Source organism: Mesorhizobium sp. M1428, from assembly GCF_040317515.1.
Taxonomy (GTDB): Bacteria; Pseudomonadota; Alphaproteobacteria; order Rhizobiales; family Rhizobiaceae; genus Mesorhizobium.
In genome coordinates, this window is record NZ_JAMYKT010000002.1 from 260524 (window position 1) to 277868 (window position 17345).

Here is a 17345-nt window from a genome sequence, read left to right on the forward strand (position 1 = left end):
AGCGAAGCCGGACGGGATAGCTATTAAGATAGATAGGGTCGGACAGGCTTATCCCGCCTATTTGTTGAGCAGCCGGCCGACATGGCTATTTGACAAGCAATCATCAGCGGGTAAGCTTGCCGGATGCAAAGCCTTCCAGGCGATCTAGAGAGCCGGTTCCGAACTGGAATGAGCATCGACGCTGCCATGGCGGTGGCAACGGAGGTGCTGGAGCCGATCGGTTTCACCGCATTCATCTACGACTATACGCCCGTGCCGGTCAGTCACAAGGGCGACCTTATCACGCCCTCGCTGATGGCTCTGCGCAACGTGCCGCGCGACATGCAGGATCTCTGGTGCAAGGGCGGATATTATCAGCTTGATCCGGTGCAGGAGGCCGCGCTCACCGTATCGAGACCGTTTCTCTGGTCGCACAACGGCGTTCAGAGCACCGTCATGCAGCGCGTGCTCCAGTCCAAGCACGATCCTGTGGTCAGCTATTTGCTTGACACCAGGATGACCTGCGGCGTCACCGTACCCATTCGCCTTGCCGGCGGCGATCTCGCCACCTTCACCGCGATCCGTGCCGAGCCGGAGGCCGGATTCGAGCTCGAAGCCAGACCCTTCATCGCCGAGATCGGCGATCTGGGTCATCTGCTGCATGACTCCGTCTACGCCGGTTTCGACGCCGGGATCCGCACCTGCCAACATGTCCATCTGACGTCGCGCGAACGCCAGTGCCTGCGCCTGGCCGCTGCCGGACTGACGGCCAAGCAGGTCGCGCGTGAGATTGGCCGTGCGGTACCTACCGCAACGCTGCACCTCAACGCGGCGACGCGAAAGCTTGGTGCGCGCAACCGCTTCCATGCCATCGCGCTCGCCGCCCATTACCGGCTGCTCGAACCGGAGCATTGAGGCTCGCGACCTGCGGGCGATCGGCCTTGGCTCGGGCAAACCCATAACCGGCCAACCTATAAATAGTGCTAGCTGTAAATGCGCCGGGCCGCTTAGTACCGTCGGCCGCAAACAAGGCTTGGGAGGGGTGCACCAAAGTGGCTCCTGCCGCGCCATGATGCGGAGCTTGGACTGTGACGGCACATGCGATCACCGAAGGATTTAGCGACTACAAGGGCTATCGCACCTGGTACCGTGTGACCGGGGACCTCGGGTCGGGCAAGCTGCCCCTGGTCGTCGCTCATGGTGGACCGGGCTGCACCCACGACTATGTGGACTCATTCAAGGAGCTTGCCGGAACCGGGCGAGCCGTCATCCACTACGATCAGATCGGCAACGGCAAATCGACCCATCTGCCGGACAAGGGCGGTGACTTCTGGACCGTCGATTTCTTCCTGGGCGAACTCGATGCGTTGCTCGCCCATATCGGCATTGCCGGCCATTATGCCCTGCTCGGCCAGTCCTGGGGCGGCATACTCTCGGCCGAGCACGCCGTGCGCCGCCCTGAGGGGCTCAAGGCATTGATCCTGGCCAATTCGCTGGCCTCGATGGCGCTGTGGGTGGAAGGAGCCCGGCAATTGCGCGCCGAGTTGCCAGCCGATGCGCAAAGTGCGCTCGACCGGCACGAAGCGGCGGGAACCACCGATCACCCCGAATATGTTGCGGCGACGAAGGCTTTCTACGACCGTCATGTCTGTCGCGTCGTTCCGATGCCGCCAGAGGTCGCCCGGACATTTGCGGCAATCGAGGAAGATCCGACCGTCTATCACACCATGAATGGTCCCAATGAGTTCCACGTCATCGGCACGATGCGGGACTGGACCATCGTTGACCGCCTGTATCGGATCGAGGCGCCGACCCTGGTTTTCCGCGGCTTCTACGACGAAGCGACCGAAGCCTGCGTCCAGCCCTTTCTGGATCATATTCCGCACGTTGAAGGCCTGGTCTTCCCGAATTCCAGCCACATGCCGCATGTGGAGGAAAAGCACGACTGCCTCACCGCCGTCGGACGCTTTCTGGCCAAACACGATTGACGTTCCAGCACCCGGCCTTCTGTTCCAACGGATCGTCGACACGGCGCAGTCGTCGTGAAGGCAGGTTCAGAAACCTCGAGCAGCCCGCTGTCCCATGCCTCCGCCGGCGCATTGTGATGCTCCGTGATCGCGACGCCACGCGGAGGCCTAACGTTGCGACGCAGATTGGCATGTCACCGGCATGCCGGAATCAGCTTGCCTTCCCCTGAACTGGCATCCCGTCGCTGAAAACCTGACGGACACGGCGTGGGAGGGGACCCTGTTGCCGGTGGGTACGGAAAGTATCGGACCCAAAGTTTCGCTAAGCAGTTGCAACCGAATTCATTAGCCGGCGTTAAAGTACGGGTGATCTAGCGGGGCATGGGGAGGCTTTCATGCAGACGTATCTCGTCGAGCGCATGGACGGTGACGATGTTATCTCGGTGCGCGTTGTCAACGCGCCGAGTCCGTTCAGAGCCGCAGCGATGATGACGGGCGGGCGTATTACCTTCCGAACGTGGGAAAAGGATTGGATCCGCGTGACCGACGAAAATCGGGGACAGATCTATGCATATTGTTTCGTCCCCGGCAGCTATTCCGACACCGAAGTATCGCCGGTATCGCCCGGGAGAACCACCGAATAGGCAATATGCCCGAATAGCGGCAATTCCGTCTTCGACCCCACCTTGGTCTTCGATCCCGCCTTGGCATGTGTCCGTGTCATGCGCACCACACAGCCAGCGAGCCTGGCATGATTGGCTCCGCCGGCGGCTTGCTTGAGGGAAGATCAGGGCATCATCAGAATGATCGATGAAAAGATTGGGGCGGGGGGCGATAAGTGACCCTAATCTTAGCGTAGGCAACTCATGTCTTCGGCATATTTGGGATCACAAGTCGCGGATCAGGATCTAGCGGTGGATTGTCAGACAACGACCTCCGATAATTGGTCAAGTGTCGCACAATACGCACTGGATCAGGGTGGTCCCGTACTGCGCCCATTTCAACGATTGGGCGTCGATTTTACCAACATTGCGGCCTTCGATCACCTGAGAAATGTCGTCCGCCAGTACCCCGACAAGCTTGCAATCAGCGACGGCGCCAATCGTCTGACCTATTCCCAGCTCCTCCGGTCAGTCGAGGCGCTGTCCCACCAGATCGCGGCGACCGTCCCAGACGGACAGGCGATAGGGATTCTTCAGGCCAACTCGGCCTGGTATCCCATTGCCATGCTGGCAAGCATGACGGCTGGGCGGCCTTCGGTGCCACTCAACGCGCGAGATCCTAGCTCGCGGATCCTTGAAATCGTGGCCGGAGCGCGGCTCTCAGCTGTCCTGGGCGAGGGCAATGTCCGACCCGATGGTTTGCCTCACCGGGTCAGTTGGATCGATGTGTCGACCAGTGCCGCCTCGCCGGCTGGGCAAGTGCCTCGGTCTTATTCCGTCCCGGTCGATGCGCCCGCCATCGTGCTTTATACGTCAGGGAGTACGGGCCGGCCCAAAGGCATCGTTAACAGCCAGCGCAGCTTGCTGTGCCGGGTCCAGCAATACGTCGATGCATGCCACATCAACTCGGATGATGTTTTCCTGCCATTGACGGGACCCGCCACAATCGCCGGGTGCCGGGAGATTCTTGCAGCTCTTCTCACCGGCGCCACCTTGCATCTGGTCGAAGTCGAAGCGGTCGGCTTGCGCGCCGTTCAACGCCTGGTGCGATCCGAAAACGTGACAATCACCTATCTGGTGCCGGCACTGCTTCGCGCGCTTATGGCAGACGGACCTGCAGAAGCGTTCCATTCACTCAGAGTCGCCCGGATCGGTGGCGAGAAAGTGCCCTGGACCGACATCGCCCTGCTGCGCAAGGCCGTCTCCGATACGTGCCTTATCCAGATCGGTTACTCGTCAACCGAGACCACCGGCTCGCAATGGTTCCTGCCGCGAGACTGGCCGGAGCATGGAGATTCGGTTCCAGTTGGCGGACTGCTGCCTGGAATCACCTTCGCAATTGTCGACGAAGCGGGTCGCCGCGTTCAACCGGGCCGCAGCGGAGAGCTTCTGATCAGGAGTCCGTATGTCTTGCTTGGCCATTGGGAGGACGGGGCGGTTGTACCGGCAACATCAGACCCGGACGATCCAGGCCTTCGGATTTTCGCGACAGGTGACCTCGTTCGACTTGATGATCAAGGCCTACTGCACATCGTCGGTCGCAAGGGGCGCCAGGTAAAAATCAACGGTCGACGCGTCGAGCCAGCCGAACTCGAACGGGTGCTGCGTTGTGCACCCTCTGTCGCGGATGCCGTGGCAATCGTGACGGCCGCGAATGAGCTTGTCGCCTTTGCTGTTCCTCGGCGCTCGGCCGAAGCGACCTTTTCGGACGAGCTTCGCCAGCTTGTCAGGACCAATCTGCCGCCGCCGCTGCGTCCCTTGCGGTTGCACACGATCGCCGAGATTCCGCGTCTGCCGAGCGGCAAAGTCGACATCACGACACTTGCAGAGATGGATCTTTCAGCCAGAGAGACAGCGGCGACCGCGCGTCCGCTCGAGCCGCGAGGCAAGCTGACCGCGCAGCAGGTCGTCCAGCGGGCATGGACCAGCATTCTCAATACGCGCGTGGCGGCAGGACGCTGGGATGACGCCGGAGGAGATTCGCTGAAGCTGCTGCACTGCGTCATGGAAATCGAAAGCGCCATCGGGCAGGAACTCGGCCTTGAGGCGTTCACCGTCGGGATGAGCCTGGAGGAAATGGTCAAGGCGGTCGTGTCCGCCCAGGCAGGCGATCAAAGCGAGCGCGCCCAGAAGCACGACCCTCCCATTCTTTTTCTGTTCCCGGGGTCCGTCGGCTATGGCCCGAGCCTTGCTGCCTTTGCAGCAGCGATGGGCAAGGTGACCCGCGTTGCCCCGATCAGGTATCCGGCCCTGGCTATGATACTGCGCGGAAAAGACAGCCTCGCCGATATGGCCGACGCCGCCGTCGACCAGATCCGCCGCGCCCAACCCTCGGGCCATGTACGACTTCTCGGCCATTCGCTCGGCGGCGCTGTTGCCTTCGAAGTTGCGGCGCGGCTGCTGGCAGCGGGGCGAACCGTAAAGTTCCTCGGCATCCTCGACACCAGCCTCGTCGGTGAGCGAAGCGCCCGCTGGGAGACGTTTACGCGCACATTCAATCGAATCCGAACCAACCGCGTGTCCGCTTACCGGATGACTTGCCGCGCCCTTGCGAAAGTCGCCGTGAAAATGCGGCGAGAGGCGCAACTGGTCCAGCTTCTCGACCGCTTCGCTCAAGGACAGTTCAACGCGACGAGCTTTAGAACCAAACTGGAATTGCAAGAGGTTTTGCGCGCGCAAGCCTTCTTCCAGTGGGTGGCCGAGCCAAAGCCGGCTCTGCCGATCACCGGCACCCTGTTCCGCTGTGCTCGACCCGGAATGCCTCTGGCAATCGGCTGGGATAGCGTCTTCGCCCATCTGGACGTGATTCCGATCGTCGGCAGCCACATCGATCTGGTTGTAGAGCCTCACGTCGCCACCAATCGTCCCCTTATCGAGAAAGCGGTGGCGAAAACCTATTCGCCAATCGAGTCTCGCAAACTGGAGTACAAGCCATCGACCTGATCTCAACATTCGGCAAAGACGCGCTGGTGCTCGACGCTGGCGCGGAAGTCGATCGCATCGTCCAGATCTTGCGCCAGCAGGTCTTCGGCACGCTGCGACGTCGAGGGGTGGTTGTCGGCCTCTCAGGCGGCATCGACAGCTCCGTCGTCGCGGCGTTGTGTGTTCGCGCCTTTGGGAAAGGCAAGGTCCTCGGGATATTCATGCCGGAGCGCCATTCCTCCGGCGACTCACTGAGGCTCGGCCGCATTGTCGCCGCACAGCTTGGTATCGAAACGATCCTGGAGGATATAGCGCCGGCCCTGGAAGCGATCGGCGCCTATAGACGGCAGACCGAAGCAATCCAGACCGTCGTTCCCGAATATGGGGACGGCTGGAAATGCAAGCTGGTGCTCGCTTCGGTTCTCGAGAGCAACGGTCTCAACATCACGCGCCTCACGGTCCAGGACCCCGAGGGCAGGACCGCCACGGTGCGTCTGCCGTCGGCAGCCTATCTGCAGATCGTCGCTGCAACCAACTACAAGCAGCGCCTGCGCAAGATGACCGAATACTACCATGCCGACCGCCTCAACTACGCGGTAGCGGGCACGCCGAACCGCCTGGAGTACGACCAGGGCTTCTTTGTCAAACAGGGCGACGGAATTGCCGATCTGATGCCAATCGTCCACCTCTACAAGACCCAGGTCTATCAGTTGGCCGAATATCTTGGGGTGGAGGACGAGGTCCGGCGCAGACCGCCCACCACGGACACCTTCTCGATGGCGCAGAGTCAGGAGGAGTTCTACTTCGCGCTTCCTTATTATCTGATGGATTTGTGCCTCTACGGCTTGAACCATGGGATCGCCGACGAAGACGTCGCTGAGGCAACCGGCCTCACCGTGATGCAGGTCCAGAAGGTTTTCAAGGATATCGACAGCAAGCGGCGCGCCGCACGTTATCTTCACGCGCGGCCCTTGGTGTCCTCTTCAATGGGCGAGGGCTAGGCGATGTGCGGCATCGCCGGAATTGTGTCGCTGAGCGCCGCAGCGGCGCCCCCTTCCAGGGATGCGCTGATACGCATGGCGGGCGCGCTGGCGCATCGCGGCCCGGACGAGCGCGGCCTTTACCGGGACAGACGTGCGGGATTGGCGCATGCCCGCCTGTCCGTCATCGATCTCGCAAGCGGCCAGCAGCCACTCGCCGGCGCGGGCGACACAATGTGGATCGTCTTCAACGGCGAAATCTTCAATTACGTCGAGCTGCGACAAGACCTGGTCGCGCTCGGTTATCGCTTCCGCACACGCAGCGACACCGAGGTCATCGTCCATGCCTATCATGCTTGGGGCGAGGCCGCCTTCGAGCGGATGAATGGGCAGTGGGCAGTCGCCATCTGGGACTCCGTGGCAGGTCGTCTCGTCTTGTCGCGGGATCGGTTCGGCATCTGCCCGCTGCACTTTTGCGAGCATGGCGGACGGCTTTACTTCGCCAGCGAGGTGAAGGCCATTTTCGCGGCCGATGCGGACATACCTCGCGCCTTCGATCCAGCCGGCATCGATCAGACTTTCACACTTTGGACTGTCACGCCGCCACAGGGCGTGTTTGGAGGAGTAAGCGAACTTACGCCGGGGCGCATTCGTATTTATGAAAGCGGCGTCGTCCGGGAGCGGGCTTTTTGGAAGCCTGACTATCCAGAGGTTGACGGACCCGATGAATTCACCGGCTCGCTTGATGACGCGGTGGAGGAAGTGCGCAGCGCCCTGGAAGCCGCGACGGCGCTCAGGATAGTACGCGCCGACGTGCCAGTCGGCTGCTATTTGTCCGGCGGGCTCGACAGCTCGCTGGTCGCCACGCTGGGGAGACGCTTCGCGGGCGAGCGCTTCCAGACTTTCTCGCTGCGTTTTGCCGACGCCGAGTATGATGAGACGCATTTCCAGCGCCTGGTTGCCGGCGTGGCCGGCAGTGACCATCATGAGGTGGTTGTTTCGCGCAGCGATATCGCTGGCATCTTCCCTGAGGTGATCTACCACGCCGAGCGGCCAATCCTCAGGACCGCACCGGCGCCGCTGTTCCTGCTCTCGAGACTGGTGCGCCAGCATGGCATCAAGGTCGTGCTGACCGGCGAAGGGGCCGACGAAATGTTCGCCGGCTACGATTTGTTCCGCGAGGGCAAGGTCCGCCGCTTCTGGGGACGCCAGCCCGCCTCGACGCGACGCTCACGGCTGCTGGAGCGCCTCTATCCCTATCTCAGCCGCTCGCCGGTGCAGCAGCAGGCGATGGCACGCCAGTTCTTCGGGCGCGATATCCACGCCTCTGACGCGCCTGGTTTTGCGCATGGCACGCGCTGGCGTACCACAAGCGCCATCAAGCGGCTGTTTTCGGCAGACATGCGCGCCCAAACGGAGCGCCGCAATGCCGTGTCCGAGCTGCTTGCCCGTCTGCCGGCGGAGTTTTCGCGATGGGGCTCTCTTGCGCAGGACCAGTACATAGAGATTCAGACGCTGATGTCGGGATACCTGCTTTCCTCACAGGGGGACAGGATGCTGATGGCTCATTCCGTCGAGGGGCGCTTCCCATTCCTCGATCATGAACTCGTGAGACTCGCGAATTCGCTTCCGGCCGCCTACAAGCTGCGTGTGCTCGATGAAAAGCATGTGCTGAAGCGCGTCGCGCAACCGATCGTGCCGTCGGAAATCGTCACCCGCAAGAAGCAGCCTTACCGGGCTCCCAACGCGCTTTGCTTCGTCGCAGATGGCGCTCCGGCCTACATTCGCGAAGCACTTTCGGAGGCGGCGCTGCGCGAAGCGAACGTCTTCGATCCCAAGTCGGTTACCCGGCTCCTGAGCAAGTGCCAGGCCAGCGCCGGCGGCGGCGACCTGTCCAACTCCGACAATATGGCGCTGGTCGGGGTGCTGTCGACGCAGCTTCTCCATCGGCAATTTATCGCGAGCCGTCCAAGTGGGGCCCGCACGCTCAAGCTCAGCATCGATATCGACCGCGTGCATCGCGAAGAGGTGCTCGCATGATGCATGGCGCCGTACCGCTCCTAAACGACTATCTCACCCACTCTGCCAGCCGGCTCGGCGGCAAGGTGGCCCTGGTGTGCGGCAATCAACGTGTCACTTATGGCGATCTCGATATGCGTTCGAACGCCATAGCGCACCATTTGACCGATGCCGGAATTGCGCGTGGCGATCGCGTGGTGGTCTTCGCCGACAACACTGTCGAGGCCGTCGTTGCGTTCTGGGCGGTGCTCAAGGCCAACGCCGTGGTGTGCATCGTCAATCCGCTCACCAAAAGCGACAAGCTTGATTATCTGCTCAACGATTGCCGCCCGACGGCATTGATCACCGACAAACACCTGCACTCGATTTTCAGGGAGCCGGCGCGGAATTGCCCATCGTTGCGCCGCATGATCGTCTCCGGGCCGATCGAACGCAGCGATCTGCAAGAACTGCCGCATGCTGTGCGCTGGGACGCCGCGGTCGCGGCAGCCCGCAGCACGCCGCCCGCGCGCCGTTGCATCGACATCGATCTCGCTGCGATCATTTATACGTCCGGCTCGACGGGCGAGCCCAAGGGCGTGATGCTGACGCACCGAAACATGATTGCCGCATGCGCCTCGATTTCCTCATACCTGGCGCTTGCCGAAGACGAGGTGATCCTCAATGTCCTGCCGCTCGCCTTCGACTACGGTCTTTACCAGATGATCATGGCATTCGGCGCGGGCGCCCGGCTGGTGCTTGAGCGCTCGTTCGCCTTCCCGGCGCAGATCCTTGGGCTGATCAAGCAAGAAAGGGTGACGGGTTTTCCCGGCGTACCGACCATCTTCGCCGCACTCGGGGAGCTCAGGTCTCTCAGGGATCAGGATTTTTCGAGTATTCGCTACGTCACGAACACTGCGGCCGCCCTGCCGCTCAAGCACATTCTCCTGCTGCAGGAGCTGTTTTCTGGCGCCCGCATCTATTCGATGTACGGCCTTACCGAATGCAAGCGCTGCACCTACCTGCCGCCGGAGGATCTGGAGCGGAAGCCGTCGAGCGTCGGGATCGCTATCCCCAATACGGAAATGTGGATTGTCGACGAGCATGACAGGCGGGTAGGCCCCGGCATCGTTGGTCAGCTCGTCATCCGCGGAGCGACGGTGATGAAGGGCTATTGGGGCAAGCCGGAGGCGACAGCCAGGAAGCTCAAGCCCGGCCCGCTGCCGGGTGAGCAGGTCCTATACACCGGCGACTACTGCCGGATGGACGCCGAGGGCTACCTCTACTTTGTCGGTCGCGGCGACGAGATCATAAAATCGCGCGGAGAGAAGATAGCGCCGAAGGAGGTGGAAAACGTGTTGATGAACATTGCGGGCGTACGGGAAGCCGCGGTCATCGGCGTTCCGGACGAGCTGCTCGGGCAAGCAGTGAAGGCATTTGTCGTGATGGAGCAAGGAAGCATGATCGGTGAAAAGCAGTTGCAGAAAGAGTGCCAGAGACGGCTGGAAAACTTCATGGTTCCGAAGTCCATCGTCATCGTACCCAGTCTGCCGATGACCGACACGGGTAAGCTCAAAAAAACGGCCCTGTCATGAGTCGGTACCAGGGCGAAGTTGATCAGCATTCATTTTTTGTACCGGAGGCGAAATCAATGTTATCTACCAAGGATAGAACCGATACCTGCAGCGAACAAATTCGCGCTTTCCTGGCTTCGAATTTCTATATAGCCGATCCCGAGAGCCTGGAGAGCGACACCTCGCTCCTCGACCAGGGCATCGTGGACTCGACGGGTGTGCTCGAGGTTATCGGCTTCATCGAGGAGACCTTCGGCATCACGGTCGAAGACAGCGAGCTGCTGCCGGAGAATCTCGATTCCATCGAGGGAATTGCGCAATACGTCATGCGCAAGAGAAACTGACGCGAGCGAAACTGATTACCGAAATCTCGCGCAACTCTGTTTCAAGTTCCCGGCCGTTTCTAGCCGCGACAGCGCGTCTGGGCCTGCCACGGCTGCGATGCTTACGCCTGCGCCTTCGTATGTCCCACAACCACCCTGCCCTCACCGGCCTGGTTGGTGACTGCCCGGATACTCTCATAAGCCTTGGAACGCTCGAGCAAACTCATGACCTGCCGGTCCTGGCCAAGCCCCACCTCGAAAAGCAGGATGCCCCCGCGCCGCAAATAACGCGGCGCCTCCTTGAGCACCCGCATGTGGATGCTCAGGCCGTAGGGGCCGGCTGCGAATGCTTCACGCGGCTCGAGCTCGACCAGATGTGAACGGTCGCCCTCGAGCCGTTTTTCCGAAATGTAGGGCGGGTTGCAAACAATCACGTCGATCGTACCGTCGAGCTCCAAGCCGGAGAAGGCGCTGAACAAGTCGCCCTGAAGAACCGTTACCCGGTCCTCCATTTCAAGATGGGTGACGTTGCGGCGCGCGACCTCCACGCATCCGTCGGTAAGATCGCTTGCCCACACGCGCGCGGTGGGAGCGTGGTGCGCAATGGCGCACGCCAGATTGCCCGCCCCGCAGCACATGTCGACAACGCGAGGCACCGGCAGGCTCAGTTGGCTCAGGACATCGAGAGCGGCCTTGCCGAGCAGTTCCGTTTCCGGCCGAGGAACAAGCGCACCGGGCGAGACCAGCAACTGCAATCCCATGAAGGTGCTGCGGCCCTTGCCGTAGGCATCGGCGACATTGATCTCTTCGCTCACGACACTCGCCTCCCGTTTTGGCCGGCGTTGGTGGCCGACAATTGCGTACCGATGAAGTGTATCTCAAAACCGTTTAACTCTCGATCGACAAAATCAAAACCCATCCGTCGCCAGACGCTTTGAAGCCTTGATGCTATGAAGATGATCATAAGCTTCTGCTGGGTGTCATGATTAGGAATATCTCCTTACCCGACCCGGTTATCCCCAGCCTGGCGAGCCAGTTGCCGAATTCTCAGCCTGGCGTCACGATTTTGCTACATTTTAATCAAAGAAGGCACGTATGTAAGCAATTCGTAATGTTCAGCAGCGGGGCGGGGCTGCTGCTTCCCGGAAGGTTAAAGTTTGTCCCTCATCGAAAGAATCGACGAGATTGCGCAGCAATTTCGCGTCAAAGAGCGCACATCATGAAGTCGACCAAAGGGCGCTCGCTCGATCTCCGCTCCGCAATGTTCGGCTGTGTGCACGGCCTCGTCGGCGTAGGCGTTTTCTCCGCATTGATAAATATCCTCGCCTTGACCGGCTCCGTCTACATGCTCCAGGTCTATGACCGCGTGCTGCCTTCGCAGAGCGTGCCGACTCTTATCGGATTTACAGTCGGGATGCTTGGACTTTACGCGGCCTATGGGCTCCTCGATTTCGTGAGGCTTCGCCTGTTGGTCCGCATCGGCAGCCGCCTGCATAGAAATCTGCAGCAAAAAGCGTTCGCAGCCTCGCTTTCCCTGCCCCTCGTCGCCGGGCCGGATGCGAACCGGGTACACCCGCTTCGTGATCTGGACCAGCTACGTGGCTTTCTTTCCGGGCTGGGACCGACAGTCCTATTCGACGCTCCCTGGATACCATTTTATATGGTGGTCATCTATCTGCTGCACCCCGCGCTTGGCGTGCTGGCAACGCTCGGCGCATGCGCCGTTGTGTTTTTGACGGTGGTTGCCGAGATCATCGGCCGCAAACCTGCGGCTCGTGCATCTGAGACACTCGTAGCGCAGCGGCTTCTGGCCGACTCCGGCCGCCGCAACGCGGAGGTTGTTCAGGCGATGGGCCTTTCCGCCCCGCTTAGCCGGCGCTGGAACGAGGTCAGTCATCTTTATCTGAAGAACCAGGAACGGCTCTCCGACGTCGTCGGCGCAGCAAGCTCACTGTCGAAGACGCTCCGAATGGCCCTGCAATCATGTGTGCTAGGGCTTGGTGCCTACCTTGTGATCGGCGGCGAGGCCTCGCCTGGCGTGATCATTGCATCGTCCATATTGCTGGGTCGCTCGCTGGCACCGGTCGATGTGGCGATCGCAAACTGGAGAGGGTTTCTGGCAACCCGCAAAAGCTATACCGAGCTGGCGGCAGCGCTGGATGCTTTTGATAGCCAGCAAGAGCCAATGGAACTGCCCCGCCCGAAGGCAGAGCTTGCGGTCGAGGAATTGACCGTCGCGCCACCAAGCCTGCAGAAGCCAACCATCTTCAATGTAAGCTTCCGCTTGGCGAGAGGCGCAGGGTTGGCGGTGGTCGGCCCGAGCGGCTCCGGCAAGACCACGCTCGTGCGCGCTTTGGTCGGGGCATGGAAGCCGCTTCGTGGCACCGTAAGATTGGACGGCGCCTCGCTCGATCAGTGGAACTCAGAACTGCTCGGCATCCATATTGGCTATCTGCCGCAGGACGTTGAGCTGTTCGACGGGACGATCGCCGACAACATTTCGAGGTTCGGCGGCAAAAGCGACGCAAAAGGCGTGCTGGCAGCTGCCAAGACTGCGGGCGTGGACAAGATGATCATGCGTCTTCCGCAGGGTTTTCAAACACGCATCGGAGAAGGCGGCGCGGCCCTTTCGGCTGGGCAGAGGCAGCTCGTCGGGCTTGCCAGGGCACTTTACGGCGATCCATTTCTCGTCGTCCTTGACGAACCAAATTCCAATCTGGACGCAGACGGTGATGCTGCTTTGGCCGGCGCTATCCTGGCAGTGCGTCAGCGCGGCGGTATCGTGATCGTCGTTGCGCATCGCCCCTCCGCTCTCGTCAACATCGACCAAGTGCTCGTCCTGTCGAACGGGATGCTCCATTCGTTCGGCTCGCGCGAAGACGTTCTGGCAAATGTGATCCGGCCCTTCCCGCGCCCGGACAAGCCAAACATTGTCGTTCCGCTGCAGCACGGTGCAAGCGGGCATGCTTGAGGTGTCTAACGTGACCATGTCGTCATATGCTGCGGTTGGCGACGAAGGCCAGCCGACCGGGAACAAGCCGGAGCCGGATGGGATTCGAGCCAATCTACCCTGGGGTACTCTGGTCCGGAGCCTGGCAGCACATTGTCGTTCCGCCGCACAAAGATGCAGCCGGGCATATGTGAAGTATCGCTCTGCTGTTACCGTGTCGTCATACGTCGCCGCCGGTGGCGAGAGCCGTTCGTTGGAGACGAAGCCAGATCCGGATGGCATCCGGGCCAATCTGCTCTTGGGCCTGGCAACCAGCTTGCTGTTGATCTTTGGCGGAGGGCTCTGGTTGGGATTGACCAAGATTGCCGGCGCGGTGATTGCGCCCGCAACCGTGGTGGTCGAAAGCAACATTAAAAAAGTCCAGCATCAAACCGGCGGCACCATCGGCGGAATCTTCGCGCAGGACGGCGATCATGTGAAGGCCGGCGATGTGTTGGTCAGGCTGGACAACACATTGACCCGAGCAAACCTGCAGATAATCACCGAGGACCTCAATCGCGCCACCATTCGTCTGGCCCGACTGGAGGCCGAGCGCCAGGGTCTGCCGGAAATGCAGATCCCGCCCGACCTTCGGGCTCAAATGGGTGACCCGCAAGTGGTGGCACTTGTCAGTGGCGAGCGTGCCTTGTTTGAAAGTCGTGCTGCTGCGTTGGCTGGCCAGAAGGCACAATTGCAAAGCCGCGCGAAGCAGCTGGAACGTCAGATCGATGGCCTCAAATCGCAGCAGTCTGCAACGGACGAGTCTCTGGATCTGCTGACCAAGAACCTTGCAGATGTCGAATCTCTCTACGCAAAGAAGTTGGTGTCCAAGGAGAGGTTGAGCAATGTCAGCCTGGAGAAGACCCGGACTCGCGGCGAATCGGGACGCCTTGTCGCAGCGATAGCGGAGGTACAAGCTCACATCAGTGAAACGGACCTGCAGGTGCTTCAGCTCGACGAACAAATGCGGAGCGACGTGACCAACGAACTTCGCGAAACGGAAGCCAAGCAGACCGAACTCAGTGAGCGCAAGGTGGTGGCCGAAGACGAACTCGGCAGGACAGACATTCGTGCCCCGCAATCGGGCACGGTACAAGAATCCTCGATCCACACCGTCGGCGGCGTGATTGGCGCCGGAGAGGTGCTTATGATGATTGTGCCCGATTCCGACAACCTTGTCGTCGACGCTTCCATTCCTCCGGCGCGTATTGATGAGATCCATCCCGGACAGCAGGTGTCGATCCGCTTTCCGGCGTTCGACGCCGGCACCACACCTGCTTGCGAAGGCTCGGTCAAGCGCGTGTCAGCGGATCTGATCAAGGATCAGCAACGCCAGCTTTCCTATTTTTCGGCGCGCATCGACGTCGAGAATGAAGCGACCTGCCTGACAGGAGAGAAAATACTCAAACCGGGCATGCCCGCCGAAGTCCACATAAGAACCGACGAGCGCAGTGTCTGGTCCTACTTGATGAAGCCCCTTACCGACCAGTTTTCCAGAGCTTTCAGGCAGTAAAGCGGTTGCGAAACGCGGCCCGATCTATCGGGTCGCCGCATTTTCGAGAGCGCTGCTGAACCTAACCTCGATCGTGTCTCCCGGCATGACCTCGGTGTCTTCTTGGGCAAGCTGTTTTCGCCATTCTTCGCCGACCTTGCGAATGATCGTGACCTCGGCCTGGATCTTCTCGCCGGCAACCGGCAACGGCAGTGCGGCAGCTCCCGTGGGCTGCAACTTTTGGCTGGCGGCGCGAAGCCTTGCGCTGACGTCGGCAAGGCGCACGTTGGTATCCTTCAACTCGATCAGCAGACCCATCCGTCGTTGGTTGTCATTGCGTTCGTGCTGTCTGGCAAAATCGTCCTGCTGACGTCGTGCTCTCATAAGTTCAACCGACGTTTCGAGTGCCCGGCTGGAAGAGAGAACCAAAGCGCGCCGGACGTCTGCGAGCCGGTTGTTGGTGAGATTTCCGGACTCAAACGCTTTCCTTACGCGCGCCAGATCGTCTTCGTCCGCCTTCACACCATCCGCTTCGGCCTGCTCGCGTTTGAGCAAGGTCTCGGTTTGTGCGGCGGCATCCTTGCCGCTTTTATCCAGAAAGCTCTGCTCTTGCTGGAAGTTGTCCAACGAGAGCTTCAGCCCTTCTGCTTCAGCCTGGGCGATCGCCGATGCAAAACTTGCCGGCAAGGGCGATCCTTGTGGTGGCTGCATGTCGAAAGTCGGTTTGTTCTGAAGTTCGGCGCGGATGCGGGCGCTATGAAAATAATCTCTCGTATATTCCCCCCAAAGCGACTCGTAATCGCGCCGCAGATCCACCGGATCTGGGCCAACCTGGTTTGCCCGGGACCGCAAAAGGCTGAAACCGCCTGACACGGCAATCGCCTGCCGCACGGTCATCAGCGGGCGGTAGGCCTGCTGTCCGGGAGTGAGCACGTCGCCGGTCACATAGATCGGCCTGTACTCCGCAACAACGGCGGTCACGTCTGTCGGCTTGATGACGATCATTTGCTCCCGCCCATCAGGCAGACGCTGGTGGAATATCTTGGTCGGCAAGATCGTCTGCATGCGCGTTTGCAATTCAGCCGGAGTTAAGCCGCCCACCGAAACCATACCGACTTCGGGAAGCGCGATCGTGCCGTCCATCTGAACCACCGCACGTTGCGTTCGCTCCGGGATGGAGGCAATTCCAATCTCGACGGCGTCGCCGGCGGAAAGTCGATAGGCGACCCGTGCTTCCGCTGCAGCGGCCGTATCCATGGCAGCCAGCATGCCGAGCACGACAATAAGGATTCGATCAACGCGGACCATCGGCTACAATCTCCTTCTGGCTCGAATCCGGCGATACCGCAGCCGCGATCAACAGCGGAGCTAATCCTCCCAGGCGAAAGCTCATGTCATGTAACCCATTTCGTGTCGCACCCGGCCTTCGCTGAGGCGCCCTTGCCACCATCCGATGGTCCGCTCCAAGCCTTCGCGCAGGCTGGTCTGGGCACGCCATCCAGTCTTGCTTTCGAGGAGCGAAGAATCGGCCAGCAAGGCACGCACCTCGGAATTCTGCGGCCGCAGGCGGCGCTCGTCCCGGTGGATTGGTTTCTTGCAGCCACTCAAGTCGATCACCAGATCCAATACGTCCGAGATCGTCACAGCGCGCTGGCTTCCGGCATTGTAGGCATGGCCAAATTCGAGCTCGGCAGAACCTGCGGTCAGAAACGCCGCCGCGGTGTCCTCCACGAAAGTAAGATCGCGGATCGGGCTTGTGTCTCCCACCATGATCGCCGGGCATTTTTTGTCGAGGGCCTGGCGTATAATGGTCGGTACGATGGCCCGCTCACTCTGGCGCGGGCCGTACGTATTGAAGGGCCGCATGATGACCACGGGGATGTCGAACGATCTGGCGTAGGACTCTGCCATCATGTCCGCGCCGATCTTGGATGCCGAATATGGTGACTGTCCCTGCAACGGGTGGGATTCGCTGATAGGCATTGTCAGCGCGGTGCCGTAGACCTCGCTTGTCGAAGTGTGCACCACACGCTCCGTCTCCCATTGGCGCGCCGCTTCGAGAACGTTGACCGTGCCCAGGATATTGGTCTCCACATAGGACTGGGCAGCGGCATACGAATACGGGATAGCTATCAGTGCGGCGAGATGAAACACGACCGCCTGGCCACGCACGATCCGGTTAAGGAACGCGCTGTCGCGAACATCGCCGCGGATGAGATTCAGCTGGCTTCGTATGGTGTCCGGCAAATCGTCCAGCCAGCCGTGGCTGTCGAAGGAATTATAGAGAGCCACCGCCGTGACGTCGGCACCGCTACGGACGAGTGCTTCGGTGAGATGAGAACCGATGAACCCATCGGCACCCGTAACCAGAACTTTCCTGCCCTTGTATGCCATGACCCAAGCGTTCCCCCTATGACGTGAGGCACTGACTTTGCAAATCCACGAGAGCGCGGATGTCC

Annotated in this window: 13 protein-coding genes; 10 read left to right on the forward strand and 3 right to left on the reverse strand. The window is 60.7% G+C overall.

Features of this window, described 5'->3' with window-relative positions:
• Nucleotides 1-168 precede the first annotated feature (168 nt).
• From NKG60_RS04545 to NKG60_RS04580, 8 genes are all read left to right on the forward strand, one after another.
• Nucleotides 169-894, forward strand: a complete 726-nt coding sequence (locus tag NKG60_RS04545; protein ID WP_352662008.1) for a LuxR family transcriptional regulator — start codon at nt 169-171, stop codon at nt 892-894.
• A 173-nt stretch (nt 895-1067) separates the two neighbouring features.
• Complete coding sequence (locus NKG60_RS04550) at nt 1068-1967, forward strand: proline iminopeptidase-family hydrolase (RefSeq protein ID WP_352662011.1); 900 nt, start codon at nt 1068-1070, stop codon at nt 1965-1967.
• A gap of 374 nt (nt 1968-2341) precedes the next feature.
• Nucleotides 2342-2590, forward strand: coding sequence for a hypothetical protein (locus NKG60_RS04555; protein ID WP_352662013.1), 249 nt, complete (start codon nt 2342-2344; stop codon nt 2588-2590).
• Between the two features lie 222 nt (nt 2591-2812).
• A complete protein-coding gene (locus NKG60_RS04560; protein ID WP_352662016.1) occupies nt 2813-5551 on the forward strand; it encodes an AMP-binding protein in 2739 nt (912 codons plus the stop codon).
• Entirely contained in the window at nt 5548-6531 is a 984-nt protein-coding gene (gene nadE / locus NKG60_RS04565) for an NAD(+) synthase (protein WP_352662392.1), read from the forward strand. Before NKG60_RS04560 ends, nadE begins: the two co-directional genes overlap by 4 nt.
• A 3-nt stretch (nt 6532-6534) precedes the next feature.
• Nucleotides 6535-8550: an asparagine synthase (glutamine-hydrolyzing) gene (gene asnB, locus NKG60_RS04570; RefSeq protein WP_352865981.1), complete on the forward strand. Its 2016-nt coding sequence runs from the start codon at nt 6535-6537 to the stop codon at nt 8548-8550.
• Nucleotides 8547-10103: a class I adenylate-forming enzyme family protein gene (locus NKG60_RS04575; protein WP_352662022.1), complete on the forward strand. Its 1557-nt coding sequence runs from the start codon at nt 8547-8549 to the stop codon at nt 10101-10103. Before asnB ends, NKG60_RS04575 begins: the two co-directional genes overlap by 4 nt.
• A gap of 56 nt (nt 10104-10159) precedes the next feature.
• Entirely contained in the window at nt 10160-10426 is a 267-nt protein-coding gene (locus tag NKG60_RS04580; protein ID WP_023675628.1) for an acyl carrier protein, read from the forward strand.
• A 101-nt stretch (nt 10427-10527) separates the two neighbouring features.
• On the opposite strand, the gene NKG60_RS04585 is transcribed toward NKG60_RS04580, so the two are convergent.
• Nucleotides 10528-11220, reverse strand: coding sequence for a N5-glutamine methyltransferase family protein (locus tag NKG60_RS04585; protein WP_352662025.1), 693 nt, complete (start codon nt 11218-11220; stop codon nt 10528-10530).
• A gap of 404 nt (nt 11221-11624) precedes the next feature.
• Between NKG60_RS04585 and NKG60_RS04590 the strand changes: the two genes are divergently transcribed.
• Both NKG60_RS04590 and NKG60_RS04595 read left to right on the forward strand, forming a co-directional pair.
• On the forward strand, nt 11625-13376 hold the full coding sequence (locus NKG60_RS04590) for a type I secretion system permease/ATPase (RefSeq protein ID WP_352662027.1): 1752 nt from the start codon (nt 11625-11627) through the stop codon (nt 13374-13376).
• A 232-nt stretch (nt 13377-13608) separates the two neighbouring features.
• Complete coding sequence (locus tag NKG60_RS04595) at nt 13609-14907, forward strand: HlyD family type I secretion periplasmic adaptor subunit (protein WP_352974205.1); 1299 nt, start codon at nt 13609-13611, stop codon at nt 14905-14907.
• Nucleotides 14908-14931: 24 nt separating this feature from the next.
• Here the strand turns inward: NKG60_RS04595 and NKG60_RS04600 are convergent, their stop codons facing one another.
• Nucleotides 14932-16194 carry a polysaccharide biosynthesis/export family protein gene (locus NKG60_RS04600; protein WP_352662033.1) on the reverse strand — a complete coding sequence of 421 codons (1263 nt, stop codon included), beginning with the start codon at nt 16192-16194 and terminating at the stop codon, nt 14932-14934.
• Nucleotides 16195-16275: 81 nt separating this feature from the next.
• A complete protein-coding gene (locus NKG60_RS04605; protein WP_352662035.1) occupies nt 16276-17280 on the reverse strand; it encodes an SDR family NAD(P)-dependent oxidoreductase in 1005 nt (334 codons plus the stop codon).
• Between the last annotated feature and the right edge of the window lie 65 nt (nt 17281-17345).

Excerpts from the sequence above, each read along its gene's own strand:
- NKG60_RS04590 (WP_352662027.1), top strand. The coding sequence starts at position 11,625 with ATGAAGTCGACCAAAGGGCGCTCGCTCGATCTCCGCTCCGCAATGTTC.
- NKG60_RS04575 (WP_352662022.1), top strand. The coding sequence starts at position 8,547 with ATGATGCATGGCGCCGTACCGCTCCTAAACGACTATCTCACCCACTCT.
- asnB (WP_352865981.1), top strand. The coding sequence starts at position 6,535 with ATGTGCGGCATCGCCGGAATTGTGTCGCTGAGCGCCGCAGCGGCGCCC.
- NKG60_RS04545 (WP_352662008.1), top strand. The coding sequence starts at position 169 with ATGAGCATCGACGCTGCCATGGCGGTGGCAACGGAGGTGCTGGAGCCG.
- NKG60_RS04605 (WP_352662035.1), bottom strand. The coding sequence starts at position 17,280 with ATGGCATACAAGGGCAGGAAAGTTCTGGTTACGGGTGCCGATGGGTTC.
- NKG60_RS04580 (WP_023675628.1), top strand. The coding sequence starts at position 10,160 with ATGTTATCTACCAAGGATAGAACCGATACCTGCAGCGAACAAATTCGC.
- NKG60_RS04560 (WP_352662016.1), top strand. The coding sequence starts at position 2,813 with ATGTCTTCGGCATATTTGGGATCACAAGTCGCGGATCAGGATCTAGCG.
- NKG60_RS04555 (WP_352662013.1), top strand. The coding sequence starts at position 2,342 with ATGCAGACGTATCTCGTCGAGCGCATGGACGGTGACGATGTTATCTCG.
- NKG60_RS04600 (WP_352662033.1), bottom strand. The coding sequence starts at position 16,194 with ATGGTCCGCGTTGATCGAATCCTTATTGTCGTGCTCGGCATGCTGGCT.